This window comes from Nonomuraea terrae, from assembly GCF_044465245.1.
GTDB lineage: Bacteria > Actinomycetota > Actinomycetes > Streptosporangiales > Streptosporangiaceae > Nonomuraea > Nonomuraea terrae.
The window spans coordinates 129,760-155,781 of record NZ_JBITLL010000001.1 but is presented as its reverse complement, the minus strand read 5'-3'; the positions used below and the strand labels follow the sequence as shown (position 1 = coordinate 155,781).

Annotated in this window: 17 protein-coding genes; 12 read left to right on the top strand and 5 right to left on the bottom strand. The window is 71.0% G+C overall.

Annotation, left to right across the window (positions count from 1 at the left end):
- The first annotated feature begins 84 nt into the window (after positions 1-84).
- Complete coding sequence (locus ACIBP6_RS00710) at positions 85-1,995, top strand: N-acetylmuramoyl-L-alanine amidase (RefSeq protein WP_397047418.1); 1,911 nt, start codon at positions 85-87, stop codon at positions 1,993-1,995.
- Here ACIBP6_RS00710 and ACIBP6_RS00705 read toward each other — a convergent pair.
- Positions 1,958-2,854, bottom strand: coding sequence for a MurR/RpiR family transcriptional regulator (locus tag ACIBP6_RS00705; RefSeq protein ID WP_397047416.1), 897 nt, complete (start codon positions 2,852-2,854; stop codon positions 1,958-1,960). The genes ACIBP6_RS00710 and ACIBP6_RS00705 overlap by 38 nt on opposite strands.
- Positions 2,855-2,902: 48 nt before the next feature.
- Positions 2,903-5,482 carry an alpha-glucan family phosphorylase gene (glgP, locus tag ACIBP6_RS00700; RefSeq protein ID WP_397047414.1) on the bottom strand — a complete coding sequence of 860 codons (2,580 nt, stop codon included), beginning with the start codon at positions 5,480-5,482 and terminating at the stop codon, positions 2,903-2,905.
- 243 nt (positions 5,483-5,725) lie between these two features.
- Here glgP and ACIBP6_RS00695 point away from each other — a divergent pair, with 243 nt between their 5' ends.
- From ACIBP6_RS00695 to ACIBP6_RS00685, 3 genes are all read left to right on the top strand, one after another.
- Positions 5,726-7,786 carry an alpha-1,4-glucan--maltose-1-phosphate maltosyltransferase gene (locus ACIBP6_RS00695; RefSeq protein ID WP_397047412.1) on the top strand — a complete coding sequence of 687 codons (2,061 nt, stop codon included), beginning with the start codon at positions 5,726-5,728 and terminating at the stop codon, positions 7,784-7,786.
- Between the two features lie 71 nt (positions 7,787-7,857).
- A complete protein-coding gene (gene treS / locus ACIBP6_RS00690) occupies positions 7,858-9,558 on the top strand; it encodes a maltose alpha-D-glucosyltransferase (RefSeq protein WP_397047410.1) in 1,701 nt (566 codons plus the stop codon).
- A gap of 3 nt (positions 9,559-9,561) precedes the next feature.
- Positions 9,562-10,893 carry a maltokinase N-terminal cap-like domain-containing protein gene (locus ACIBP6_RS00685; protein ID WP_397047408.1) on the top strand — a complete coding sequence of 444 codons (1,332 nt, stop codon included), beginning with the start codon at positions 9,562-9,564 and terminating at the stop codon, positions 10,891-10,893.
- Positions 10,894-11,423: 530 nt separating this feature from the next.
- Here the strand turns inward: ACIBP6_RS00685 and ACIBP6_RS00680 are convergent.
- Positions 11,424-12,137, bottom strand: a complete 714-nt coding sequence (locus ACIBP6_RS00680) for a DUF4328 domain-containing protein (RefSeq protein WP_397047407.1) — start codon at positions 12,135-12,137, stop codon at positions 11,424-11,426.
- Between the two features lie 194 nt (positions 12,138-12,331).
- Between ACIBP6_RS00680 and glgB the strand changes: the two genes are divergently transcribed.
- Together glgB and ACIBP6_RS00670 are read left to right on the top strand one after the other, a co-directional pair.
- A complete protein-coding gene (gene glgB / locus ACIBP6_RS00675; protein ID WP_397049250.1) occupies positions 12,332-14,485 on the top strand; it encodes a 1,4-alpha-glucan branching protein GlgB in 2,154 nt (717 codons plus the stop codon).
- Positions 14,486-14,615: 130 nt separating this feature from the next.
- Entirely contained in the window at positions 14,616-16,607 is a 1,992-nt protein-coding gene (locus ACIBP6_RS00670) for a S8 family peptidase (protein WP_397047405.1), read from the top strand.
- Between the two features lie 192 nt (positions 16,608-16,799).
- On the opposite strand, the gene ACIBP6_RS00665 is transcribed toward ACIBP6_RS00670, so the two are convergent.
- The gene (locus ACIBP6_RS00665) at positions 16,800-17,384 is read right to left on the bottom strand and encodes a hypothetical protein (protein ID WP_397047403.1); all 585 of its coding nucleotides are present in this window, start codon (positions 17,382-17,384) and stop codon (positions 16,800-16,802) included.
- A 340-nt stretch (positions 17,385-17,724) separates the two neighbouring features.
- On the opposite strand from ACIBP6_RS00665, the gene ACIBP6_RS00660 reads away from it, so the two are divergent.
- From ACIBP6_RS00660 to ACIBP6_RS00645, 4 genes are all read left to right on the top strand, one after another.
- Positions 17,725-19,137 carry a S8 family peptidase gene (locus tag ACIBP6_RS00660; RefSeq protein ID WP_397047401.1) on the top strand — a complete coding sequence of 471 codons (1,413 nt, stop codon included), beginning with the start codon at positions 17,725-17,727 and terminating at the stop codon, positions 19,135-19,137.
- A gap of 166 nt (positions 19,138-19,303) precedes the next feature.
- A complete protein-coding gene (locus ACIBP6_RS00655) occupies positions 19,304-20,650 on the top strand; it encodes a S8 family peptidase (protein ID WP_397047399.1) in 1,347 nt (448 codons plus the stop codon).
- A gap of 81 nt (positions 20,651-20,731) precedes the next feature.
- Entirely contained in the window at positions 20,732-21,868 is a 1,137-nt protein-coding gene (locus ACIBP6_RS00650) for a sensor histidine kinase (RefSeq protein ID WP_397047397.1), read from the top strand.
- Positions 21,865-22,524 (top strand): response regulator, encoded by a 660-nt coding sequence (locus ACIBP6_RS00645; RefSeq protein WP_397047395.1) that lies wholly within the window; start codon positions 21,865-21,867, stop codon positions 22,522-22,524. The genes ACIBP6_RS00650 and ACIBP6_RS00645 overlap by 4 nt, the downstream gene beginning before the upstream one ends.
- Here the strand turns inward: ACIBP6_RS00645 and ACIBP6_RS00640 are convergent.
- Positions 22,414-23,127, bottom strand: coding sequence for a DUF2306 domain-containing protein (locus ACIBP6_RS00640; RefSeq protein ID WP_397047393.1), 714 nt, complete (start codon positions 23,125-23,127; stop codon positions 22,414-22,416). The genes ACIBP6_RS00645 and ACIBP6_RS00640 overlap by 111 nt on opposite strands.
- 158 nt (positions 23,128-23,285) lie before the next feature.
- On the opposite strand from ACIBP6_RS00640, the gene ACIBP6_RS00635 reads away from it, so the two are divergent.
- Both ACIBP6_RS00635 and sppA read left to right on the top strand, forming a co-directional pair.
- Positions 23,286-24,272: an NAD(P)-dependent alcohol dehydrogenase gene (locus tag ACIBP6_RS00635; RefSeq protein WP_397047391.1), complete on the top strand. Its 987-nt coding sequence runs from the start codon at positions 23,286-23,288 to the stop codon at positions 24,270-24,272.
- Positions 24,273-24,317: 45 nt separating this feature from the next.
- Positions 24,318-26,015 (top strand): signal peptide peptidase SppA, encoded by a 1,698-nt coding sequence (sppA, locus tag ACIBP6_RS00630; protein ID WP_397047389.1) that lies wholly within the window; start codon positions 24,318-24,320, stop codon positions 26,013-26,015.
- Positions 26,016-26,022 lie beyond the last annotated feature (7 nt).

Here is a 26,022-nt window from a genome sequence, read left to right as displayed (position 1 = left end):
ATGTCTTCGCAAAGATCTCGCCTGCGAAGGAAAATATTGAGATCGTGAACCACGACGCCGCGCCCCCAGCCCAAGGAGTGGTTCATGCGCAGATTACTGGCGATCTCCCTCGTCGCCGCGTTGCCGTTGAGCACCATGACGGCGGCCCATGCTCAGGAACCCGGCGACCGCCAGCAGGCCTTCGCCGCCGCCGCGGAAGAGTTCCAGGTGCCCGAGAGCGTGCTGCTCGGCGTCTCGTACCTCGAGTCACGCTGGGACGGCCACGCCGGTCAGCCGTCCGGCGACGCCGGGTTCGGGCCGATGCACCTGACCGACGCCGCCGCGTTCACCGGCTCCAACCACCACCACGAAGGCTCGGAGGACGCCCGCGGCGACGAGAGCCGCCCCCTCCCCGTCACCTCGCCGCCGGCCCCCGCCGACATCCCCGCCTCGCTGCGCACGATGGAGAAGGCCGCCGAGCTCACCGGTGAGACCCGCGAACGCCTGCGCACGGACCCCGCCGCCAACATCCGCGGCGGCGCGGCGCTGCTGGCCGACCACCAGAAGGCGCTCGGCGCCCCGCTGAGCGACGACCCCGCCGAGTGGTACGGCGCCGTCGCCAAGTACTCCGGCGCCGAGGAGGCCGGCGCGGCGAAGTTCTTCGCCGACGAGGTCTACGCGACGATCCGCCAGGGCGCCCAGCGCACGACCGACGACGGGCATCGGGTGAGCCTGCCGGCCGTACCGGATCTGGGCAAGATCGAGCGGTGGCTGGAGAAGCTCAAGCTGCGACCCACGCGCACCGACGGCGTGGAGTGCCCGGCCTCGGTCTCCTGCGAGTGGATCCCGGCCGCCTACGAGCAGCTCCCGAATGACGACTACGGCCACTACGACCTGGCGAACCGCCCGGTCAGCCAGAAGATCGACTACATCATCATTCATGACATGGAGGGATATTTCCTCCCGTCCATCCGTCTCAACCAGGACCCCAACTACGGCGCCAGCTGGCAGTACTCCATCCGCTCCTCCGACGGCCACATCGCCCAGCACATCAAGGCCAAGGACATCGGCTGGCAGGCCGGCAACTGGTACGTCAACGCCAAGTCCATCGGCCTGGAGCACGAGGGCTTCCTGGCGGAGGGCGGCACCTGGTACACCGAGGCGATGTACCGCTCGTCGGCCCGCCTGGTGCGCTACCTCGCGCAGCGGTTCGACGTGCCGCTCGACCGCGCCCACATCCTCGGCCACGACAACGTCCCCGGCACGCTCCCCTCGACCGTCCAGGGCATGCACGAGGACCCGGGGCCGTTCTGGGACTGGGCCCACTACTTCCAGCTCCTGGGCGCGCCGCTGCACCAGGTCGGCGGCCCCGGGTCCGGCGCGATCATGATCAAGCCCGACTTCGCCACGAACAAGCCCTACTTCTACGGCTGCGACCGCGCGAACCCGTCGGCCGACTGCCCGCCGCTCAGCGCCCACACCGTCTGGCTGCGCACCGAGCCGCGGGAGGACGCCCCGCTGGTCAAGGACATCGGCAAGCACCCCACCGGCGAGTCCCTCTACAGCGTGTACGACCACAGCGCCCGCGCCAGCACCGGCCAGCGCTTCGCCGTGGCCGACCGGCAGGGTGACTGGACGGCCATCTGGTACCTCGGCCAGAAGGCCTGGTTCCACAACCCGGCCGACGCCCCGACCGCCGTGCCGTCGAAGGGCCTCGTGGTCACCCCGAAGCCGGGCAAGGCGACCGTCCCGGTCTACGGCCGGGCGTACCCGGAGCAGGAGGCGTACCCGGAAGGCGTGCCGTACCAGGCGGTGACGCCGCTGCAGTACACGTTCTCGGCGGGCGAGAAGTACACCCTCGGCGGCCCGGCCGCCACGGAGTACTACCGCGCGGTCACCTACGACCTGGCCGACCACCAGGTGGTCCGCGGCAGGACGAAGTACCTGCAGATCCAGTTCGGCCACCGGGTGATGTACGTCAAGGCTGACGACGTGCTGGTGATGCCCTCCGGTTGAACTCCTCGACGGCGTGCCTGGTGCTCGCGAGAGCCTCCTGGGAGGATTCGAACGTGCGCTGGGCGACGCCGACGAACACGCAGTCGACGACGAGGAGCTGGCTGATGCGGCTGGCCAGGGCGCCGGGACGGAACTCCGTCTCGCGGCCGGCGGAGATCAGCACGTGTTCGGCCAGCTCCGCGATGGAGGAGCGCGGGTTGTTGGTGATCGCGACCGTGGTGGCCCCGGTCTCCCTCGCCCGCGTCAGCGGCTCGATCACGTCGGGCGTCTCCCCCGAGGTGCTGATGCCGATCGCCACGTCTCCGGGACGCAGCAGCACCGCGCTGGTCAGCGCCAGGTGAGCGTCCTGGAAGGCGTGGCTGGACAGGCCGATGCGCAGCAGCTTCTGGGCGACGTCCTCGGCGACCAGGCCGGAGGCGCCGACCCCGTAGGCGTCGACCCGCCGGGCCCCGGCGATGGCCTCGACCACCAGGCCGAGGCGTTCGGAGGTGAGCTGGGCGACGGTGTCGTTGATCGCCTCGGACTCGGCCCGCGCGACCTTGTGGATGACCTCCGACAGGGGGTCGTCGGGGGCGAGGTCGCCGGGCACCAGCCGGTCGGGCTGGGCGGCGGCCGCCGCTAAGGCCAGCCGCAGCTGCGGATATCCGGCGAACCCGAGCAGCCGCGCGGTGCGCACGATGGTGGCCTCGCTGGTGCCGGAGGCCGCGGAGAGCTCCGTGATGGTGCTCCTCGCCACCGTCGCCGGATCTTCGAGGATGAGCCGGGCGACGGTCTGGGCGGCAGGCGTCAGCGAAGGCAGCACACCGCGGACCGTGGCCACCAGAGTGTCGGCCCGCAGGCCGTTGCCGCTGTCGTCCACGGTCCTGATTATGCCGCCTGGACCAGTATTGACGAGCAGATCGGCGATCTACCGCAACGTACCGTTCGTCATGCCCGCCGGCTCCTCCGGGACCGCGATGAGCCCCAGCTCCGCCGTGGTCGCGGCCAGCGGGTGGTACGGCACCACCCGCACCGTGTAGCCGAACGCCCCCGTGCGGTCGAGCGGCACCGTGCCCGTGTAGTGGGCCCGCCCGTCGTCGTCCACCGACCCCGGGGTCAGCGGCGCGTACGCCGGGTGCACCAGCTCGTCGTGCGGCCCGACCTTGCCGTACGCGGCCTCGACCCGGACGTCGCCGGGCTCCAGGTCGCCGAGCGCGATCGTGGCGTGCAGCTCGATCGAGGCCCCGACCTCGGGATCGCTCACCCCTGTCGCCTCGACGTGCTCGACCCGCACCCCCGGCCAGGCCCTGGTCACCCGCACCCGCCAGGCGGCGAACGCCTTGGCCGGCGCGTACGCGTCGGCGCACAGCGCGCGGGCGGAGGCGGCGGCCGGGTTGTACAGCGTGAGGACGTAGTCGCGCAGCATCCGCCCGGCCAGCACCTTCGGGCCGAGCGAGGTCAGGGTGTGCTTGACCATCTCCATCCAGCGCCGCGGCAGGCCGTCCACGCCGCGGTCGTAGAAGCGCGCGGACACCTCGTGCTCGATCAGGTCGTAGAGGGCGGCGGCCTCCAGCGCGTCGCGCCGGTCGTGGTCGCTCACCCCGTCGGCGGTGGGGATGGACCAGCCGTTGGTGCCGTCGTACCACTCGTCCCACCAGCCGTCGCGGATCGACAGGTTGAGGCCGCCGTTGAGTGCGGACTTCATCCCCGACGTGCCGGACGCCTCCAGCGGGCGCAGCGGGTTGTTCAGCCAGACGTCGCAGCCCTGGACCATGATCTGGCCGAGCGCCATGTCGTAGTCGGGCAGGAAGACGATGCGGTGGCGGACCTTCTCCTGGTCGGCGAACTTGACGATCTGCTGGATCAGCTTCTTGCCGCCCTCGTCGGCCGGGTGGGCCTTGCCGGCGATCACGATCTGCACCGGCTTGTCGGGGTCGAGCAGCAGCTGGGTCAGCCGGCGCGGGTCGCGGAGCATGAGCGTGAGCCGTTTGTACGACGGCACCCGCCGGGCGAACCCGATCGTCAGCACCTCGGGGTCGAGCGCGTCGTCGATCCAGCCGAGCTCGGCGTCGGAGGCCCCGCGCTCGCGCCACGACCGGCGCAGCCGGGCCCGTGCGCCCTCGACCAGCCGCTGGCGCAGCGTGCCGCGGATCTTCCAGATGTCGGCGTCGGAGATCTTCTGGATGGCGTCCCAGCCGCGGGCCCGCTCGATCAGCGAGGGCACCTCGCGCCCGGCCAGCTCCATCAGCTCGCGGCCGACCCACGTGGGGGCGTGCACGCCGTTGGTGATCGACCCGATCGGCACCTCGTCGACGTCGAAACCGGGCCAGAGCTCCTTGAACATCTGACGGCTGACCTCGCCGTGCAACCGGGAGACGCCGTTGACGCGCTGGGCGAGCCGCATGCCCATGACGGCCATGTTGAACCGCCCGGGGTCGGACTCGGCGCCCAGGGCGAGGATGCGCTCGACGGGCACGGTCGGCCAGGCGTTCGCGCCGCCGAAGTGGCGTTCGATCATGTCGCGCGGGAAGCGGTCGATGCCGGCCGGGACGGGCGTGTGGGTGGTGAACACCGTGCCCGCCCGCACCGCCTCCAGGGCCTCGTCGAACGACAGCCGAGCCTCGGTCAGCTCGCGGATGCGCTCCAGGCCGAGGAAGCCGGCGTGGCCCTCGTTGGTGTGGAAGACCTCGGGCTCGGGATGCCCGGTGATCGAGCAGTACGCCCGGATCGCCCGCACGCCGCCGACGCCGAGCAGGAGCTCCTGCATGAGCCGGTGGTCGGTGCCGCCGCCGTACAGGCGGTCGGTGACGTCGCGGGCGGCGACGTCGTTGTCGGCCACGTCGGAGTCGAGCAGCAGCAGCGGCACCCGTCCGACCTGGGCCACCCACACCTGCGCGTGCAGGACGCGGTTCTCCGGCAGCGACAGGCGGATCTTGACGGGCGCGCCCTCGGTGTCCTTGAGCAGGCTGAGGGGCAGCCCGCCCGCGTCGAGGGACGGGTAGTGCTCCAGCTGCCAGCCCTCGGGCGACAACGACTGCGTGAAGTAGCCGTGCCGGTAGAGCAGGCCGACCGCGAGGATGGGCACGCCCAGGTCGCTGGCCGCCTTGAGGTGGTCGCCGGCCAGGATGCCGAGGCCGCCCGAGTACTGCGGAAGCGCGGCGGCGATGCCGTACTCGGGGGAGAAGTAGGCGATGCCGCGGGCGCCGTCGGGCAGGGTCTGGTACCAGCGCGGCGCGGTCATGTACTCGCGCAGGTCGTCCGCGGCGTCGGCGAGACGGCGCAGGAAGCGGCGGTCGGAGGCCAGCTCGTTCAGCCGCGCCGGGGTGACGGCGCCGAGCAGGGCCACGGGATCGTGGCCGACCTGCTCCCAGAGGTCGGCGTCGACCTCCGCGAAGAGGTCCATCGTCTCTGGATGCCAGGACCAGCGGAGATTGTGGACGAGCTCGCCGAGCGCGGCCAGCTCCGCGGGCAGGACGGTGCGGACGGTAAATCGGCGGATAGCTCTCACGTTTCTGCACCCTACGGGCTAGGAGGGACCTCTGAGTCCTTCACCCACACACGTGCCGTTCAAACCCCTTCCGGGAACAAGCATGAACAGCGACTATTGGGGCAACTTTCCTCAATGTTGGGCTCTCCCGCAGACACACACGGGAGGTCTATCCGCTGTTGTCCACACTTAACGTGCAAGGATCGAGTCTGCCGGGAAAGCCTCCGGCGGTACCGGGAGTGCCGCCGCAAACCTTTGATTGCGATGATCGGACGAATTCCCATCACGGACATCTCCCCCGTCGTCGACTGCGGGCAATGGCCCGCCAAGGCGGTCGCCGGCGAGACCTTCGAGGTCTCGGCGACCGTGTTCCGCGAAGGCCACGACGCCGTGGCCGCGGGTGTGGTGCTCACGTCGCCCGACGGGCAGCGGGGGCGCCTCAAACGGATGCGCGAGCTCGCTCCCGGCACCGACCGCTGGGGCGTCGAGGTGTGCCTGCCGTCGGAGGGTGACTGGTTGTACCGCGTGGAGGCGTGGAGCGACCCGATCACGACCTGGCTGCACGACGCCGAGATCAAGATCCCGCGTGGCATGGACGTCGACCTCATGTGCGAGGAGGGCGCCCGGCTGTTCGAGCGGGCGGCCAAGGCCGTCCGCCCCGCCGAGTGCCCCAACGGGCAGCCGGCGAACGGCGGGCAGCGGGCGAACAGCGACGCCTGCGGGCACCGGGCGGCCCTGCTGTCCACCGCGGCCACGTTGCGTGACGACCACATGGACCCGCGGGCCCGTCTGTCGGTCGCGCAACTCCCGGAGACCGCCGCGCTGCTGGAGGCCCATCCGTTCCGCGAGATGGTGACCCGGTCGAAGTCGAACAAGATCAGGGTGCACCGCCGCCGGGCGCTCTACGGCTCCTGGTACGAGTTCTTCCCGCGCTCGGAGGGCGCGGTGGTGAGCGAGACGGGCGTGTCGAAGTCGGGGACGTTCCAGACCGCCGCCAAACGGCTGCCCGCGATCGCCAAGATGGGCTTCGACGTCGTCTACCTGCCGCCCATCCACCCGATCGGGCGCACGTTCCGCAAGGGCCGCAACAACACGCTCAGCCCCGAGCCCGACGAGCCCGGCTCGCCGTGGGCGATCGGGTCGGAGGACGGCGGCCACGACGCGATCCACCCCGACCTCGGCACGATCCACGACTTCGACGACTTCGTGGGCCGGGCCAGGGAGCTGGGCATGGAGATCGCGCTCGACTTCGCGCTCCAGTGCTCGCCGGACCACCCGTGGGTCAAGGAGCACCCCGAGTGGTTCACGATCAGGGCCGACGGGTCGATCGCGTACGCGGAGAACCCGCCGAAGAAGTACCAGGACATCTATCCGATCAACTTCGACAAGGATCCCGAGGGGATCTACGCCGAGGTCAAGCGGGTGCTGCGGCACTGGATGGACCACGGGGTGCGGATCTTCCGGGTGGACAACCCGCACACCAAGCCGGTGGCGTTCTGGGAGCGGCTGCTGGCCGACATCCACCGCACCGACCCTGACGTGATCTTCCTGGCGGAGGCGTTCACCCGGCCGGCGATGCTGCGCACGCTCGCCAAGACCGGGTTCCACCAGTCGTACACGTACTACACCTGGAAGAACTCCAAGGGGGACGTGGAGAGCTACCTCAGCGAGCTGGCCCGCGAGACGTCGTTCTACCTGCGGCCCAACCTGTTCGTGAACACGCCGGACATCCTGCACGAGTACCTGCAGCACGGCGGGGTGCCCGCGTTCAAGATCAGGTCCGTGCTGGCGGCGCTGGCCGCGCCGACGTGGGGGGTCTACTCCGGGTACGAGCTGGCGGAGAACATTCCGGTACGGCCGGGCAGCGAGGAATATCTCGATAGCGAGAAATATCAGTACAAACCTCGCGATTGGGAATCCGCCGAGCGTGAAGGACGGAGCCTGGCCCCGTTCATCACCCGCCTGAATTTGTTCCGAAGAGCGCATCCGGCACTCCAGGAATTGCGTAATCTACGGTTCCACAGGGTCGACCAACCGGACCTCGTTTGCCTCTCCAAACGGCTTCCGGGCGCCTATGATCCGGCCACACGACGGCACGGTCTGGGCGACGTCGTTCTGGCGGTCATCAACCTGGATCCGCACCACACCCACGAGGCGACCGTAGATCTTGACCTGCCCGCCCTCGGGCTCGACTGGAACGCCGAGTTCGTCGTCGACGACGAACTGTCGGGCGAGTCGTACCGGTGGCGGCAGAGCAACTACGTGCGCCTCGACCCCCACATCCAGCCTGCCCACATTTTCACCGTAAGAGCCGCGCCACGGTAGAACTGAATTCAGCGGGGAGTCTTCGACGTGTGTGAAAGCGCCTCCCTCATGCGACGCCTGCGAGGCGGCTCATGAGCATCACACCCATTCCCAACACCTTCGACGAGGAAAAGCCGCGCGATCCGTACTGGTACAAACGCGCGGTCTTCTACGAGGTGCTCATCAGGGGCTTCGCCGACTCCAACGGCGACGGCACAGGGGACATCAAGGGTCTCATCACCAAGCTCGACTACCTGCAGTGGCTCGGGGTCGACTGCCTGTGGCTGCTGCCGCTGTACGAGTCGCCGCTGCGGGACGGCGGTTACGACATCGCCGACTTCATGAAGATCCTTCCCGAGTTCGGAGATCTCGGCGACTTCGTGAAGCTCGTCGACGAGGCGCACAAACGCGGCATGCGGGTCATCGCCGACCTCGTCGTGAACCACACCAGCGACGCCCACCCCTGGTTCCAGGCCTCCCGGCACGACCCGGAGGGGCCGTTCGGCGACTTCTACGTCTGGTCCGACACCGACGAGAAGTACCAGGACGCCCGGATCATCTTCATCGACACCGAGACGTCCAACTGGACGTACGACCCGGTCCGCGGGCAGTACTACTGGCACCGTTTCTTCCACCACCAGCCCGATCTCAACTACGAGAACCCGGCGGTGCAGGAGGCGATGCTGGAGGTCCTGCGCTTCTGGCTCGACCTCGGCATCGACGGCTTCCGGCTGGACGCGGTCCCCTACCTCTTCGAGGAGGAGGGCACCAACTGCGAGAACCTGCCGCGGACCCACGAGTACCTCAAGCGCATCCGGGCGGAGATCGACCGGCTCTACCCCGACCGCGTGCTGCTCGCCGAAGCCAACCAGTGGCCGTCGGACGTGGTGGAGTACTTCGGCGATCCGGTGGGCGGCGGGGACGAATGCCACATGGCCTTCCATTTCCCACTGATGCCGCGCATCTTCATGGCCGTACGCAGAGAATCGCGCTACCCCATTTCCGAAATTTTGGCCCAAACGCCGAAAATTCCGGAAAATTGCCAATGGGGGATCTTCCTCCGGAACCATGACGAGCTGACCCTCGAAATGGTCACGGACGAGGAACGCGACTACATGTACGCCGAGTACGCGAAAGATCCTCGTATGCGGGCCAACGTCGGCATCCGCCGGCGGCTGGCGCCGCTGCTGGAGAACGACCGCAACCAGATCGAGCTGTTCACCGCGCTGCTGCTGTCGCTCCCCGGCTCCCCCGTGCTCTACTACGGCGACGAGATCGGCATGGGCGACAACATCTGGCTCGGCGACCGCGACGGCGTCCGTACCCCCATGCAGTGGGACCCCGACCGCAACGCCGGGTTCTCCGACTGCGACCCGGGCCGGCTCTACCTGCCGGTGATCATGGACCCGATCTACGGCTACCAGGGCATCAACGTCGAGGCCCAGCAGAAGAACGCGGGCTCCCTGCTGCACTGGACCCGCCGCATGATCGAGATCCGCAAGCGCCACCCGGTCTTCGGGCTGGGCGGCTACGCCGAGCTCAACTCCTCCAACCCCAGCGTGCTGGCGTTCGTCCGGGAGCTGGGCGACGACCGGATGTTGTGCGTGAACAACCTGTCGCGCTTCCCGCAGCCGGTCGAGCTCGACCTGCGCAGGTTCGTCGGCGTCTCCCCCGTGGAAACCATGGGAGGCGTACCATTCCCGGCAATTGGCGAGCTTCCGTATCTTTTGACGCTTCCCGGGCATGGGTTCTATTGGTTCACGCTCCCGCCGGCCATCACCCAGGAGGAGTAGGACGTGCTCGACGAGCTCCTTGCCGCATGGATCAGCCGCCAACGTTGGTTCGGTGGCAAGGGGCGCCCGATCGACGAGCTGTCGATCGAATCCGATGTCGAGCTCACGCCCGGCCTGCGGCACCTGGTGGTCGCCGTCTGGCAGGAGGGCTCCCGCGACCGCTACCAGCTGCTGCTGGGCGAACGGACCGAGCTTCCCGACCGCCTCGGGCACGCGCTCATCGGCAGCGTGGGCGACGCCTACCTGTACGACGCCGTGCACGACTCCGACCGTACGGGGTGGCTGCTCGACGGCATGGCGAACGAGGAGACCCGCAACGGGCTGCGCATGCGGCACATGCCCGGCGTCTCCATCGACACCTCCCCGCGCAGCCTCGTGCTGGGGGCCGAACAGTCGAACACCTCCCTCGTGTACGGGGACGCGTACATCTGCAAGCTCTTCCGGCGGCTCATCCCGGGAGTGAACCCCGAGCTGGAGGTCGTCACCGCGCTGGCCGCCCGGGACGCGCCGCACATCGCCCAGCCGTACGGGTGGATCGAGGTGGACCTCGACGGCACCGACACGACGCTGGCGTTCATGCAGGAGTTCCTGTCGAACGCCAACGACGGCTGGGACCTCGCGCTGGCCAGCGTCCGCGACCTGTACGCCTCGCTGCCCGAGTTGCCGGCGGCCGAGGCGGGCGGGGACTTCGCGGCCGAGTCGCTGCGGCTCGGCGGCGCCACCGCCCGCGTGCACCAGGAGCTGGCCGACGCCTTCCCCACAGGCGTGATCGAGGTCCATGAGGTCAAGCGCATGGCCGAGGGGTTCAGGCGGCGGCTGGGGCGGGCCGTGGCGGAGGTGCCGGAGCTGCGCGCGCACGCGACGGTGATCGAGCAGGCGTACCACCAGGTGGAGCTGCTCACCGGCGAGGTGCCCGTGCAGCGCGTTCACGGGGATTACCACCTCGGCCAGGTGATGCGCACGCCGACCGACTGGGTGGTGCTGGACTTCGAGGGCGAGCCCGGCCAGCCGCTGGGCGAGCGCCGGGCGCTGTCGTCGCCGCTGCGCGACGTGGCCGGGATGCTGCGTTCGTTCGACTACGCGGCCCGGCACCTGCTGGCCGGCCACGCGCAGGCGGAAGAGCTGGAGCCCCGGGCGCAGGAGTGGGCCGACCGCAACCGGGCCGCCTTCCTGGAGGGGTACGCCGAGGGCGGCGGCGTGATCACCCGGGCGGACGCGGCGCTGCTGCGGGCGTTGGAGATGTCCAAGGCCGTCTACGAGGTCGTCTACGAGGCCCGCAACCGTCCCACCTGGATCACGATCCCGCTGGCCGCCTTCCGCCCGCGTACCGGTTAGAGCTCTACCACCAGACCCGAGAGGCCCTCGTGGGCGAGACCGCGGGCGGCACGCCGGTCGATGACGTCCTTCAGGAGGCAGCAGATCGGGCTTGACGCCCTGCTCGTGGAAGGCGCGCACCAGGTTCTCCACGCCGGCCCGGTTGATCTCCAGGCTGGAGACCTCGGTGGAGTGGCCGCCCGACTCGACCTTGGCCGCCCAGGCGGGCTGCTGCGCGGCCATCGCCTCCAGCCACGGGACGAGCAGGGACGCGGTGAACACGCCCAGCGGGTATCCGGCCGACCGGGGCGGGCGCCCTGGCCCTCGACGGCCACCCGGAGCGAGCGGCCCGCTTCCCGGGCCGCGCCACCGCACTACGCGACGCGGTCGGCGCGCCGCTACGGCCCGCCGAACGCGGCGACGTCGACCGCGTCGAAACCGCCCTCCGTACGGCCCTCGCCCCGGACGCCCTCACGGCGGCCATGACCCACGGCGCCCACCTCCCCCTGGTGGTCCACTCAGAGCGCAGGGGGGAGGGGCCGGCGGGGTGATCAGAAGGCGGGGTGGGAGCCGTAGGTGGTGAGGGTGGCGCGGACCTGTTGTTCCTGGGCCTCGGTGATCTTGCGGACCACGGCGATGGCCAGGACGGCGGCGATCATCGTGAGGCCGATGGACACGACGTCGAAGCGGGAGGCGTCCGCCAGTTGCTCGGGCTCTTCTGCTCGGAAGAGGAGGCGGCCGGCGGCGTTCGCCACGAAGGCGGCCAGCAGCCAGGCGGCCCACCAGGCGTTGATCACGCCACGCTGCGGCGCGGACTCGTGCCCGGCGCGGGTGGAGGCGTACCAGATGTCATCCACGACCTGCTTCGGGAACCAGAACGAGATGATCGGCACCACCCAGCCGAAGAACACCCAGGGCCGGGAGCGCCGGTGGCCGCCCGGCGAGAAGATCTCCGCGTTGGCCCTGACCCTGAAGAGCCACACCAGGAAGGCCACGACGCAGACCACGTAGGCGAGGAACTCCAGGATGCCGGACAGACCGTAGACGAGGTCGGCGACGCCGGCCTCCGCGTCGGAGACGGAGTCGGTGCCGGCGAGCAGGCGGTCGATCAGCCCGGCGTACCACAGGTCGATCACCGCGACGACGACGCCGATGACGCAGTTGCACACCAGGGCCACGACGGCGAAGAGGGCGACGCCGCGGACGGGGCGTAACGGCGGCGGGGGCGGCGGGTAGCCGGAGGAGGGGGGTGGCGGTGGATACACGGCCCGGACCTTTCCGAAAGGGGATGTGGGCAGCGCACCAGTATGTCGGGCCAAGAAGCGGGAAAGGACTAGTTATCCGAACCCGGCGTCCTGTTGTGATCAGGGCGGGATTTTGCGTGTTCGGTGATTGTCGCGATGAAAGCGGGCAGTGCCTGGGATGGACGGTCATCTTAGGGCAGGGTGGGAGCATGCCGATGGGGACAGAGCTCGATCGCCTCGCGGGTGGGGCGCATCACGATCCGCACTCCGTGCTGGGCGCGCACCCGGCGTCGGGCGGCATGGTCTTCCGCACGCTGCGCCCGCTCGCCGAGCGGGTGCGGGTCGTGCTGGAGGACGGTACGGCCCACGACATGAAACACGTGGCCCACGGCGTCTTCGAGGTGACCGTGCCCGGCCTGGACAAGGTGCCCTCGTACACGTTGAACGTCAAATATGCGGGTGCGGAGCCCTATGAGATGCGAGATCCGTACCGGCACTGGCCGACGCTCGGGGAGGTGGACCTGCACCTCATCGGCGAGGGGCGGCACGAGCGGCTGTGGGAGGTGCTCGGCGCGCGCGTGATGACGCACGAGGACGTCCAGGGCACCGCGTTCGCGGTGTGGGCGCCGAACGCGCGCGGCATCCGGGTGGTCGGCGACTTCAACCACTGGGACGGCGCCGCCTACCCGATGAGGTCGCTGGGCCGCTCCGGGGTGTGGGAGCTGTTCGTCCCCGGTCTGGGGGTGGGTGAGCGTTACAAGTACCGGATCCTGGGCGCCGACGGCGTGTGGCGGGAGAAGGCCGACCCGATGGCCCGGCGGACCGAGGTGCCGCCGATGACCGCGTCCGTGATCGACAAGTCCGACTACAGCTGGCAGGACGACGCCTGGATGGTCCAGCGGCGCTCGGCGCAGCCGCAGACGGGGCCGATGAGCATCTACGAGGTGCACCTGGGGTCGTGGCGGCCCGGCCTGTCGTACGTGGAGCTGGCCGAGCAGCTCTCCGAGTACGCCGCCGACCTGGGGTTCACGCATGTCGAGCTGCTCCCGGTGGCCGAGCACCCGTTCGGCGGCTCGTGGGGTTACCAGGTGACCTCGTACTACGCGCCGACGTCCAGGTTCGGCACGCCGGACGAGTTCCGCCACTTCGTGGACCGCATGCACCAGCGCGGCATCGGCGTGCTGCTCGACTGGGTGCCGGCGCACTTCCCGATGGACGACTGGGCGCTGGCCCGCTTCGACGGCACCCCGCTGTACGAGCACGCCGACCCGGCCAGGGGCGAGCACCCCGACTGGGGCACGTACGTGTTCGACTTCGGCCGCAGGGAGGTGCGCAACTTCCTGGTCGCCAACGCGCTGTTCTGGCTGAAGGAGTTCCACATCGACGGGCTGCGGGTGGACGCGGTCGCCTCGATGCTCTACCTGGACTACTCGCGGCGCGAGGGCGAGTGGACGCCGAACGTCTACGGCGGCCGCGAGAACCTCGACGCGGTGGAGTTCCTCAAGGAGATGAACGCGGTCTGCTACCGCGAGGCCCCGGGCATCTCGATGGCGGCCGAGGAGTCGACGGCCTGGCCGGGCGTGTCACGGCCGGCGCACCTGGGCGGGCTCGGGTTCGGCTTCAAGTGGAACATGGGCTGGATGCACGACACGCTCGAGTACCTGCGCCACGAGCCGGTCTTCCGCCAGTACCACCATCACCAGCTGACGTTCTCCCTGCTGTACGCCTACTCGGAGAACTACGTGCTGCCGCTGTCGCACGACGAGGTGGTGCACGGGAAGGGCTCACTGCTCGGCAAGATGCCGGGCGACGAGTGGCAGCGGTTCGCGCAGCTGCGAGCGCTGCTGACGTTCATGTGGGCGCACCCGGGCAAGCAGCTGCTGTTCATGGGCGGCGAGTTCGGCCAGGGCTCGGAGTGGTCGGAGGAGCGCGGGCTCGACTGGTGGGTGCTGGAGTTCGACGGCCACCAGGGCGTGCAGCGCCTGGTCCGCGACCTGAACCGGATCTACCGCGAGACACCCGCGCTGTGGGAGCAGGACTGCAGGCCGGAGGGGTTCCGGTGGATCGACGCCGACGACGCCTCGGGCAACACGTTCTCGTTCGTCCGGTACGCGAACGACGGGTCCGCGGTGGCGTGCGTGGTCAACTTCAGCGGCGGGCCGCACGAGCACTACCGGCTCGGGCTGCCGTACGCGGGCCGGTGGGCGGAGGTCGTCAACACCGACGCCTACGGCTACTGGGGCAGCGGCGTGGGGAACCTGGGCGCGGTCGAGGCCGACGGCGAGCCGTGGCACGGGCTGCCGCACTCGACGACGTTGCGGGTGCCGCCGCTGGGCGCGGTGTGGCTCAAGCACGACGGGCCGGGCTGACCGCCCGTTCGGGTCCAGCCTGAACGGACGGCGTGCGGCGGCTGAAAGTTCCGTGAGAATGCGCGCCGGGGGCCTGTGCGTGTCCGGCAAATCGCCCTAAACTCCGAGATCATCCCCTCTCGGAGGACGCGTGCGATTCCGCCCCCTGATCGTCAGCTCGATCGCGCTGGCCCTGCTGCCGCTGTCGAGTCCGGCCTACGCCGATCCCGCCCCTCTTCCGACGCCGACCGTGTCCCAGACACCGACGGAAGCTCCTCCTGGGGAGCCCGTCGTCGAGGAGACGCCGCCCGAACCGCCGACGGAGCAGCCTTCCGAGGACGCCCCGCAGAACCCCGAGGACAAGGTGGAGGACGGCTTAGGCGTCGACGGCGGCACCGAGCGGGCGATCGTCGAGCTGACCGACCCGGCGCAGCACGCCCCCGTGGCCGGCCAGGCCGCGGCCGAGAGCGTGGACGTGGTGCTGCAGCCGCAGGACCAGCCGTTCATGGTGGTCGAGGGCACCGCTGAGGAGCTGGCCAAGCTGGCCGAGGACCCCCGGGTCTCCTCCATCCACCGCGACCGCACGTACACGCCGGCCGACCTCGGCCCGAGCCTCTCGCTGATCGGCGCCGACAAGGCGCACGCCGGCGACTTCACCGGCACCGGGCAGAGCGTGGCCGTGCTGGACACCGGCATCGACCCCGACCACCCCTGGTTCCAGGGGCGGATCGCGGCACAGGCGTGCTTCTCGGCCGTGGAGCCGGGCGTCGAGTCGCTCTGCCCCAACGGCCTGCCCAGCCAGACCGACGGCAACGCGGCCGACGCCACCGCCCCGGCGTGCCTGCTCGACGGCGTCAACCTGTGCGACCACGGCTCCCACGTCGCGGGCATCGCGGCCGGCACCGGAGGCGTCGCCCCGGGGGCGCACATCGTCGCCGTCCAGGTGTTCAGCCGGATCAACGACGAGGACGTCTGCGGCGAGCCGGCGTGCCTGCTGGCGTACGAGTCGTCGCTGCGCCAGGCCATGGAGTACGTGTCCGGCCTCTCCGTCCCCCAGCCGCTCGCGGCGGTGAACCTGAGCCTGGGCGGCATGCTCTCCGAGAGCCAGTGCGACTCCTCGGAGGAAGCCGCGATCTTCAAGCCGATCATCGACGGGCTGCTGGCGAAGAACGTCGCGACCGTGGTGGCGGCGGGCAACGAGTACTTCGACGGGGTGTCGTTCCCCGCCTGTGTCTCCACGGCGGTGGCGGTGGGCGCGAACGACGGGCAGGACGCCATCGCCGACTTCTCCAACCGCGGGCCGCTGCTGGACCTGTTCGCGCCGGGCGTGGACATCGAGTCCTCGGTGCCCGACAACACCACCACCGTCTACAGCGGCACGTCCATGGCGACCCCGCACGTGACCGGCGCGCTCGCGCTGATGAAGCAGGCCTCGCCGCAGACCCCGATGGCGGACCTGATCGACAAGCTCAAGCAGACCGGCCGGCCGTACGTGTACGACTCCTACGGCACCCAGGTCACCACGCCGCGTCTGGACCTGGCGGCTGCCCTGACGGGGGCGGCCGTGCAGCCGCCCGTCGCGCAGACGCCGACGGTCCCGGACGAGACGGTGCCGGACGAGCCGGACCCGTTCGAGAGCGGCCCGTCGCCGGAGCCCGGCGACCCGGCGGACCCGGACCCGCAGCCTGAGCCCGAGCCGAGCACCAGCCCCGTTCCGCTGCCCACCGTGACGGTCACGGTGACGGTCACGCACACGGCGTCGCCGGCGGCCGCGGTCTGCACGCGGGGCACCGCCGCGAAGAAGCTGTCGGCCGCGAAGTGGGCCGTGGAGATCCACCGCAGCAGCGGCACCATCCCGGACGCCACGCTCACCTGCTACCTGAAGCTGATCAGCAAGTCGAGCAAGGTGTTCCCCGAGCTGACGAAGGCGTCGTCGCTGGGCACGGCGTACCGGGTGCTGAAGAGCACGAGGACGGGCAAGGCACGGCTGGACGGCGCGCTGCTCACGGCCTGGCTGAACTGGGCGCACGGCGTGAACGGCACCTCGGCCATGACCGCCGCGGAGAAGGTGCGCCAGGCCACGAAGCCGTCGTCGGCGGCACTGAAGAAGGCCACGAAGAACGTTCTGAAGATAGTTAAATAGCGAAATTTCGCAGAGAGGCCGGTCGCGATGTGCGGCCGGCCTTTCTGGCTCGCGCCCGCCGCGACGCGCAGAGGACCGCGCCCGGCACTCGCCCACCACACGATCTTCGCCATGAATCGCGCGTGCGCGCGTCAGCCTCGCGAACGCCCGAGGCGGGGTCCGACCCTTGGCCAAAGGGGTCGGTAGTGGCGGTCATGAGGGTCTCCGTGCGGTCATGGCCGCGATGTGCACGCCGTAGGCGAGTACGCAGGCTGCCCGGACGGCCGGGGCGGTCCTGGGCGCCATGGCGGGGCGGATGAGGATTCCGCAGGTGCAGGTGATGGTGCCGGTGTCGCCATCCATGGCTTCGGGTGCGTGGAGGCGGGTGATGCCGTCCGGGGTGACGACGGTGAGGGCGTGCCGGGGACAGAGGTCGGTGCCGCCGAGGACGCCTTGCTGGAGCACGCGCCATCCGGCGGGTTCGCCTCCGCGCATGGCGATGGCGTCGTAGGAGTCGGGGCAGCCCGCGGCGACGCAGCGGCGGATGCCGGATGGGGCGATGGTGATCTTGCCGAGGGTGGCGTTGATCGCGGTGGTGCGGTACTGGAGGGGGTTGGAGCCGTCCGCGCGGAGGACCTGCCCGGCGAGCCAGATGTCGCCGGGCGGGTATTCGCTGGGGCCGGCGTCACGGATGAGTATGGCGAGGGGGCGGGTGCGCTGGGGGGAGGCCCCGGCGGGGATGTAGACGACGCGGCCGGGCTGGAGGTCGCCGAGGGCGGGCGTGGTCATGGCGTTCATTGCGGTCCTCGCGATTCCTGGTCGACCTTCCGGAATGGGGGCGTTGCGTGGCACGCCAGGCGGCCGACGATACGCTGCGGCGTTGCCGTGGTCACGAGCGGCGGCCGCGCTTGGGTGCGGCACCCGCCAGGGGCACCCGGGCAGCGGCGCCCGGCCTGGGCGGCGGCCATGGCCGCCGCTCTTGCCGGGAAATGCCGCCATGAGGCAAAGAGGCGGCCAACGTTGCTTCGGACCACTTAGGTCACAGACATCACACTTGTCACACGCGGGGATGCATGCGGCTGTACGCGCGGCCGTGAGCGGGAAGGGCTTCACGGCTCCACAGCCCTTGGAGGACCAAGTGAGGCTACGGTCTCTGCTGACCTGCGCCGTGGTGCTGGCACTGACGCCGGCCCTGAGCGGAGCCGCGTCGGGTGCGGCTCCGGCGATCCACGTCCAGAACACCAGCACCGCCGACGATCCCAAGGACACCGGCGGCCCCGTCATCAGCCCCACGCTCGCCTCGCAGATCAAGGCCAAGAACAGCGTGCGCTCCATCATCCAGCTCAAACCGGGCCAGAGCGTTCAGGACGTGGCCAAGGACATCGAGCGGGCGTCCGACGGAAGCCGGGTGCTGGAGGCGGCCGGGTCACCGCACTTCTTCGTCGCCGAGGTGGACGGCCCCACGCTGAACAAGCTCAAGCAGGACAACCGTGTCCAGGCCGTCTACGAGGACCAGCTGAGCGTGCCCTTTCTCGACGCCAGCACCACCGTGATCCGCTCGGACCGGGCGAACCAGGCCGGCTGGACCGGCGCGGGCACCACGATCGCGGTGCTCGACACCGGCATCGACCGCGACCACCCGTTCTTCGCCGGCCGGATCGTGGACGAGGCGTGCTTCTCCAGCTCCGACGCCGGCGACGGCACGGTCTCCCTCTGCCCGAACAACCAGCCCACCCAGTCGGGGCCCGGCTCTGCCGACGCCGAGACCACGCAGTGCCTGGCCCGCGGCGTCAACACCTGCTCACACGGCTCGCACGTGGCGGGCATCGCGGCGGGCGCGACGACCACGGGCGCGCCGGACAACGGCGTCGCCCCCGGGGCCCGCATCCTGGCGATCCAGGTCTTCAGCCGCGTGGACAACGCGGTGACCTGCGCGATCGGTGGCGGCCAGGCGCCGTGCCTGCTCAGCTACACCTCTGACCAGAAGCTGGCGCTCGAGTACGTCTCACGGGTGGCCAAGCCGCACAACGTCGCGGCGGTGAACCTGAGCCTCGGCAGCGGCGGGCCGTTCACCGAGGCGTGCGACGCCGATCCCGGGGCGGCGGCGCTCAAGCCGGAGTTCGACGCGCTGCTGGCTCAGGGCGTGGCCCCGGTGGTCGCGGCCGGCAACAACGGCTTCGAGAACGGCGTCTCGACGCCGGCCTGCATCTCCACCGCGGTCACGGTGGGCGCGACGGACGACGCCGACGCGGTGACCTCGTTCTCCAACCGGGGGCCGCTGCTCGACCTGTTCGCGCCGGGCTGGGGGATCAACTCCGCGGTGCCGGACGACGCGTACGGGGAGAAGAGCGGCACCTCGATGGCGGCGCCGCACGTGGCGGGGGCGTTCGCGCTGATGCGGCAGGCGTTCCCCGACAGCACGGTCGAGCAGAGCCTGCGGCGGCTGCGTGATACGGGCACGCCGATCGCGGCCGGCTCCTCCCGGGTTTCACGGATCGACATGGAACGCGCCACCACGTCCGCGCCCGCCGCGGCCGACTCCCGCGCCTGAGGCGCGCGCAGCAGGGCCGGGCCGCGTGCCCGGCCCTTCGCATGCCACCACCTACCAGGACAAGAACGGATAACAGAACACTCACCCTCTCTGACATCAGTTGTCCAATAACTACACTTCCGTTGACAAAGGCCCCTCGAACCCCCCGGAGGAACAGTTGAGACTGATGTCTCTGCTGGCAGGCGCCGCGGCGTTAGCCGCCACCTCGGCAGCGCTGGTCGCCACACCCGCCCTGGCCGATCCCGAGTCCAAGATCGACTCTGCGATCACCGCGACCGGTGGGCACCGCGTCATCGTCCGCGTGCGGCAGCCGGCCCAGGTCGACGCCGTACGGGCCGGTGCGGAGGGGGTCAGGCGGGAGAAGAAGAACGTCTCCGCCGAGCCTCCGACGGAGATCGCCAACAAGCTCGACTTCTTCGTCTACCACGGCACCCGCGCCGAGCTGGAGAAGATCGCCGAGGACTCCGACGTCGTGTCGATCCGCGAGGACAAGCTCAACGAGCCCTCGCTCGTGCAGAGCGTCCCGCTGATCGGCGCCGACCGGGCGCACAAGCGGGGCTTCACCGGCAAGGGCACGGCCGTGGCGATCCTCGACTCCGGCATCGACGACGACCATCCGGCCTTCGGCGGCCGCATCGTCGCCCCGGCGTGCTTCTCGGCCGCCGACCCGATCGACGGCTCCAAGCCGCTGTGCCCGAACGGCAGCCCGTTCCAGCTCGGCGACGGCGCCGCGGACGCCGAGAGCGCGCCCTGCATGGACGGGGCCCCGCAGCCGCAGTACGGCCTGTGCTACCACGGCACCCACGTGGCCGGCATCGCGGCCGGTCAGGCGACCGCCGACTTCCCGGCCGACGGCGTCGCCCCCGCGGCGCAGATCATCCCGGTGCAGGTGTTCAGCCGGTTCGACGACTCGCCGTACTGCCAGGGCGCGCCCTCGTGCATCCTCGCCTACGACTCCTCGATCCTGACCGGCATGGCGTACGCGAACCTGCTGGCCGACCAGTACGACATCGCCGCGGTCAACCTGAGCCTCGGCGGCGGCCAGTACGCCACGGCCTGTGACACGACCGACGGGGCCGACTTCAAAACCGAGGTGGACCAGCTGCTCGCCAAGGGCACCGCGACGGTGGTGGCCTCGGGCAACGAGTACTTCGAGTCCTCGGTGTCGTTCCCGGCCTGCGTCTCCAGCACGGTCGCGGTGGGCGCGACGGACAAGCAGGACGCGGTGGCCCCCTTCTCCAACCGCGGCACGCTGCTCGACGTGTTCGCGCCGGGCGTCGGCATCTCGGCGGCCATCACCGGCGACACGTACGCCACGCTCAACGGCACCTCGATGGCTACCCCGCACGTCGCGGGCGCCTTCGCGCTGCTGCGCCAGAAGCACAAGAACACCTCCGTGGACGACTTCCTGACCTCGCTGCGGCGGACCGGGAAGCCGATCACATACTCGAGCGCGGGCGCCGAGGTCACCACGCCGCGCATCGACGTCTGGGCCGCGCTGCACCAGCGCTGACCCACCCGTTTCCAGGGGAGCGCCGCCACCGGGTGCGGCGCTCCCCTTCGGCATTTCACCGGCTTTCCGTACGATGAGGGCGTGCAGGGCCTCCTCCGCTCCGTGTGGGACGAACCGCGCCCTCCCGACGCCCCCCGGCGCGTATGGCGCGACTGGGCGCTCGTCGGCGTGCTCGTCCCGGCCATCGTGCTGGAAGGCATGCTGCGGACCGACCTGCAGTGGCGGCCGCTGTCGATGGTCTATGCCCTGGTGATGCTGCCCGCCCTGTTATGGCGGCGCCGGCACCCGTTCGCGGCGCTGGCGGTGCCCGTCGTCGTCTCCGCGGTGATCCAGCTGGTCACCGGCGCCGATCCGGCCGAGCAGAGCGCGGTGGCGTACCTGCTGCTCCTGCTCTACGCGCTGGCCCGCTGGGGCTCCGGCCGGGAGGCGGTCGCGGGGCTGGCGCTGATCAGCGGCGCGATCCTCGTCGCGGCGGTCACCGGTCAGGTCGCCGCCGGCGGTGACGTGGTGGGCGCGTTCACCGTCGTGTTGTCCGCACTCGCCCTGGGCGGCACCTTCCGTTACCGCGCCAGGGCCAGGACACGCGAGATCGACCAGGTCAAACTGCTCGAACGCGAGCGGCTGGCCCGCGACCTGCACGACACCGTGGCCCACCACGTCTCGGCGATGGCGATCCGCGCCCAGGCGGGCATCGCGACGGCGGCGGCCCACCCGGACGCCGCCGTGGACGCGCTGCGGGTGATCGAGGCCGAGGCGTCGCGCACGCTCGCCGAGATGCGGGCCATGGTCCGCGTGCTGCGCCGCGACGAGCCGGCGGAGCTGTCCCCCGGCCGCCACATCGCCGACCTCGCCGAGCTCGCCGGCCGCTCGCGCGTCGGGCCTTCCGTGGACGTCGAGATCCGCGGCGACCTCGACGACGTCCCCCCGTCGGTGGGGGCGGCGATCTACCGGATCGCCCAGGAGTCCGTCACCAACGCCCGCCGGCACGCCCGGCACGCCACCCGCATCGAGGTGCGCGTCGCCGCCGACGACGCCTCGGTGCGCCTGCACGTCAGCGACGACGGCGACAACACCGCCGTCGTGCCCTCCCCCGGATACGGGCTGCTCGGCATGATCGAACGCGCCGGCCTGCTCGGCGGCACCTGCGAGGCCGGCCCGAACCCCGGCCGCGGCTGGACCGTGACCGCCGTCCTGCCCCGCACGGGAGCCGCCGCGTGAACGCCATCCGGGTGGTCGTGGCCGACGACCAGGAGATCGCCCGCACCGGGCTGCGGATGATCCTGGACGCGCAGCCCGGGATCGAGGTCGTCGGCGAGGCCGCCGACGGGCTGCGCGCCGTCGAGCTGGCGCGGCGGCTGCGGCCGGACGTGTGCCTGTTCGACATCCGCATGCCGCGCTGCGACGGCATCGAGGCCACCCGCCGCCTGGCCGGGCCGGACGCGGCCGACCCGATCGCCGTCGTGGTGATCACCACGTTCGATCTGGACGAGTACGTCTACGCCGCGCTCCGGGCGGGCGCCCGCGGATTCCTGCTCAAGGACGCGGGCCCCGACCTGCTGGCCCAGGCGGTGCGCGCGGCGGCGAGCGGCGAGGCGCTCATCGCGCCGAGCATCACCGCCCGGCTGCTGGCCGCCTTCGCCGGCGCCGGCCCCGCCGCTCCCCCGGCGCAGCCCGTCGAGGCGCTCACCGACCGGGAGGAGCAGATCCTCGCCACCGTGGCACGCGGCCGGACCAACAGCGAGATCGCCGACGAGCTGCACATCTCACTCAGCACGGTCAAGAGTCACGTCGCGAGCCTGATGACCAAGCTGGGCGTCCGCAACCGGGTCGAGATCGCCATCTGGGCGTACGAGACCGACCGGGTGCGCCCGTGAGCGGACGACCCACTCGGCCACCGCGGCGTTGATCACCCAGCCCGCGCCGATGAGCAGCGCCCTGGCCACCTCGCCGGGCTCGCCCCCGGCCGGGAGCCAGGCGACCTGGGTGAACGCCTGCGTCCCCGCCCCGGCGCCGAGCGCGTACGCGCGGATCATCCAGGCGCGGTGCCGGCGGACGTCGCGGCGGCGGATCGCGGCGACGCCGAGCAGCAGGAACCCGAGCATCGCCGAGCCGGCGACCAGCCGGAACGCGGCCAGCAGGTCGCCGTCCCCCGGCGGTCGTGCCAGGAACAGGGTCAGCCACAACCCCGACGCCGCCGCCGCGAGCCCGCAGCCGGCGAGCACCCGCCCGGCGGCGCGGTGCCACCCGCGCCGCCGCAGGCTCGGGACGAACTGGAACGCGCCCGCCAGCGTGTAGACGAGCGCGGCCACGATGTGCACGACCACGGGGACGGGCGCGGCGAGGAACCGGTCGCCGCCCTCGGCGAGGTCGGGCCCGCCGGCCATCGCGCTCAGCCGGACGGCCCCGCCCAGCAACGGAACGAGCCCGAGCAGCACCAGACCGCCGCTCACCGCCCATGCTCTGGCTTCCTTCGTCATGCCTCGATCGTGACGGGGGCGGGGGCCGCGTTCATCGGCCCAGGGGTCCCTCCGCGGTGGCCGATGGGACGGGCGAGAGGTCGTACTTTCGACGGTTCCGTCCCCGGCGAGGGCGCGCTCACACTGAGGCGGCAGACACCGAGGACGAGGAGATCGCCATGAAAGCGTACGTTCTGCGCTCGTACGGTCCGCCCGACGCCCTGGAGCTCACCGAGGTCCCCAAGCCCGTGCCGGGGCCGGGCGAGGTGCTGGTCCGGGTGCGGGCCACGTCCGTGCAGCCCTACGACTGGCACTTCATGCGCGGCGAGCCGTACGTGGCCCGCGTGATGCCCGGCGGCCCCGGCCTGCTCCGCCCGCCGATCCCCATCCTGGGGGCGGACGTGGCCGGCGAGGTCGAGGCGGTCGGCGCGGGCGTGACCGGGTTCGTGCCCGGTGACGCGGTGTACGGGATGCCGAAGGGCGGCGGCTTCGCCGAGTACGTCAGCGTCCCTGAGGGCCTGCTGGCGCCGAAGCCGGCGAACCTGTCGTTCGAGGAGGCGGCGGCGGTCCCGCTGGCCGCCGGCACCGCCCTGATCGCCGTGCGCGACTCCGGCCGGGTGCGCCCGGGGCAGAAGGTGCTGGTCAACGGGGCTTCGGGCGGCGTGGGAACGTTCGCCGTGCAGATCGCCAAGGCGTACGGCGCGCACGTCACCGGCGTCTGCGGCCCGCGCAACACGGACCTGGTCCGCTCGCTCGGCGCGGACGAGGTCGTCGACCGCACCAAGGAGGACTTCACCAGGACCGAGGCCCGCTACGACGTCCTGCTGTACGTCGCGGGCGAGCGTTCGTTCCGCGAGTGCCGCCGGGTGCTGCGGCGCAAGGGGACGTACGTGTTCGTCGGCGGCGCGGCCGGGCGGTGGCTGCAGCCGGCCGGGCGCATGTTCGCCGCCCTGGCGGCGTCGCTGTTCACCTCGCAGCGGGCGGTGGGCGCCGACGTGATCGGATCTCCGGACACCCGGCGCAACCTGCTGGAGCTGACGGAGCTCATCGAGGACGGCCGCGTCACGCCGGTCATCGACCGCCGTCATCCCTTCGCCGAGCTCCGGGCCGCCGTACGCTACCAGGAGGAGGGCCGCGCCGCGGGCAAGGTCGTCGTGACCCTCTGAAACGGGGAGAGTCCATTTCGATTTGCGTCGCTTAGGGTGGCTTTCATGGACGCAGGTAAGGCGATCTTCGAAACCGTCGACAAGCTTCGCCAGCGGCGTACGGGCCCGCTGGTGCTGGAGCTCGACCTCACCGAGGGCCTCACCGAGGGCCCGCCGACGGACCCGCTCGCCGCGGTGCTGTCCATGCGCAAACCCCGCCTGGCCGACGTGCTGTCGGGCCTGCGGCGAGCCAGGCAGGACCCCCGCGTCAAGGCGCTCATCGTCAGGATCGGCGGGAATCCGCTGGGTCTGGCCACGGTCCACGAGCTGCGCCAGGCGGTGATCCGCTTCCGGGCGTCCGGCAAGCTGACCGTGGCGTTCGCCGAGACCTTCGGCGAGTTCGGCGGCGGCACCGTCCCCTACTACCTCGCCACCGCCTTCGAGCGGGTCTGCCTGCAGCCGAGCGGCGACGTCGGGCTGACCGGGCTGGCCATGGAGCAGCACTTCCTCAAGGGCGCGCTCACCAAGCTCGGCGTCGGGTACGAGGTCGGGCAGCGGCACGAGTACAAGACCGCCGCCAACATGTTCACCCAGGACCGCATGACCGAGCCCCACCGCGAGTCGATGAGCCGCATCCTCGAGTCGGTGACCGAGACCTTCGTCGCCGGCATCGCCGACGGCCGCCGGCTCGACCCGGGCAAGGTGCGCGAGCTGATCGACCGCGGGCCGTTCAGCTCCGCCGAGGCGCACGAGGCCGGGCTGGTCGACCAGCTGGCCTACCGCGACGAGGTCTACGAGGAGGTCAAGCGCGCCGCCGGCCCGGAGGCCCACCTGCTGTACGTCGCCCGCTACGCCAAGGCGGCGGCCGTACGGAAGTTGTCGCATCCGATGGCCGACTCGATCGCGCTCGTGCACGGCACCGGCGTGATCAGGACCGGCCGCAGCGGGCGCAGCCCGCTCGGCGGCAGCGGGGCGATGGGCTCCGACACGATCAGCGCCGCGCTGCGGGCGGCCCGGCGCGACGACCACGTCAAGGCCGTGGTGTTCCGGGTCGACAGCCCCGGCGGCTCGTACGTGGCCAGCGACACGGTGTGGCGCGAGGTCACGCTGACGCGCAAGGTCAAGCCGGTGATCGTGTCGATGGGCGACGTGGCGGCCTCGGGCGGCTATTTCGTCTCGATGGGCGCCGACGTGATCGTGGCCCAGCCGGGCACGCTGACCGGCTCGATCGGCGTGTACGGCGGCAAGCCCGTCCTTTCCGAAATGCTCGAAAAGATCGGGATAAATTCGGAAATGGTGTCAGAGGGAGCCAATGCCGGGATGTTTTCGCCCTCCCGCGGTTTCTCCCCCGAGCAGTGGGCCCGTGTGAACGCTTGGCTCGACCGCATCTACGACGACTTCGTGGGCAAGGTCGCCCAGAGCCGCGACCTCACCCGCGAACGCGCCCACGAACTGGCCCGCGGCCGGGTGTGGACCGGCGCCGACGCCCACGCCGGCGGCCTCGTGGACGAGCTGGGCGGGCTGGAGGATGCGCTGGCCCTGGCTCGCAAGCGGGTCCGGCTCTCCGAGGACGCACCCGTACGCGTCTATCCGCGGATGAACCCGTTGGAGCGGCTGCGCGGTCCTGACTCCAGCGAGGACAAGTCGGCCGCGCTGGCCCGCCTCCGCCTGGACGCCTGGGGCCCGTTCGCCCGCCTGTCCGCCGAGCTGGGCCTGCCCGCCGTCGGCCCCTTGATCCTCCCCGCCTGGTACGTCATCCGCTGACCCGCGA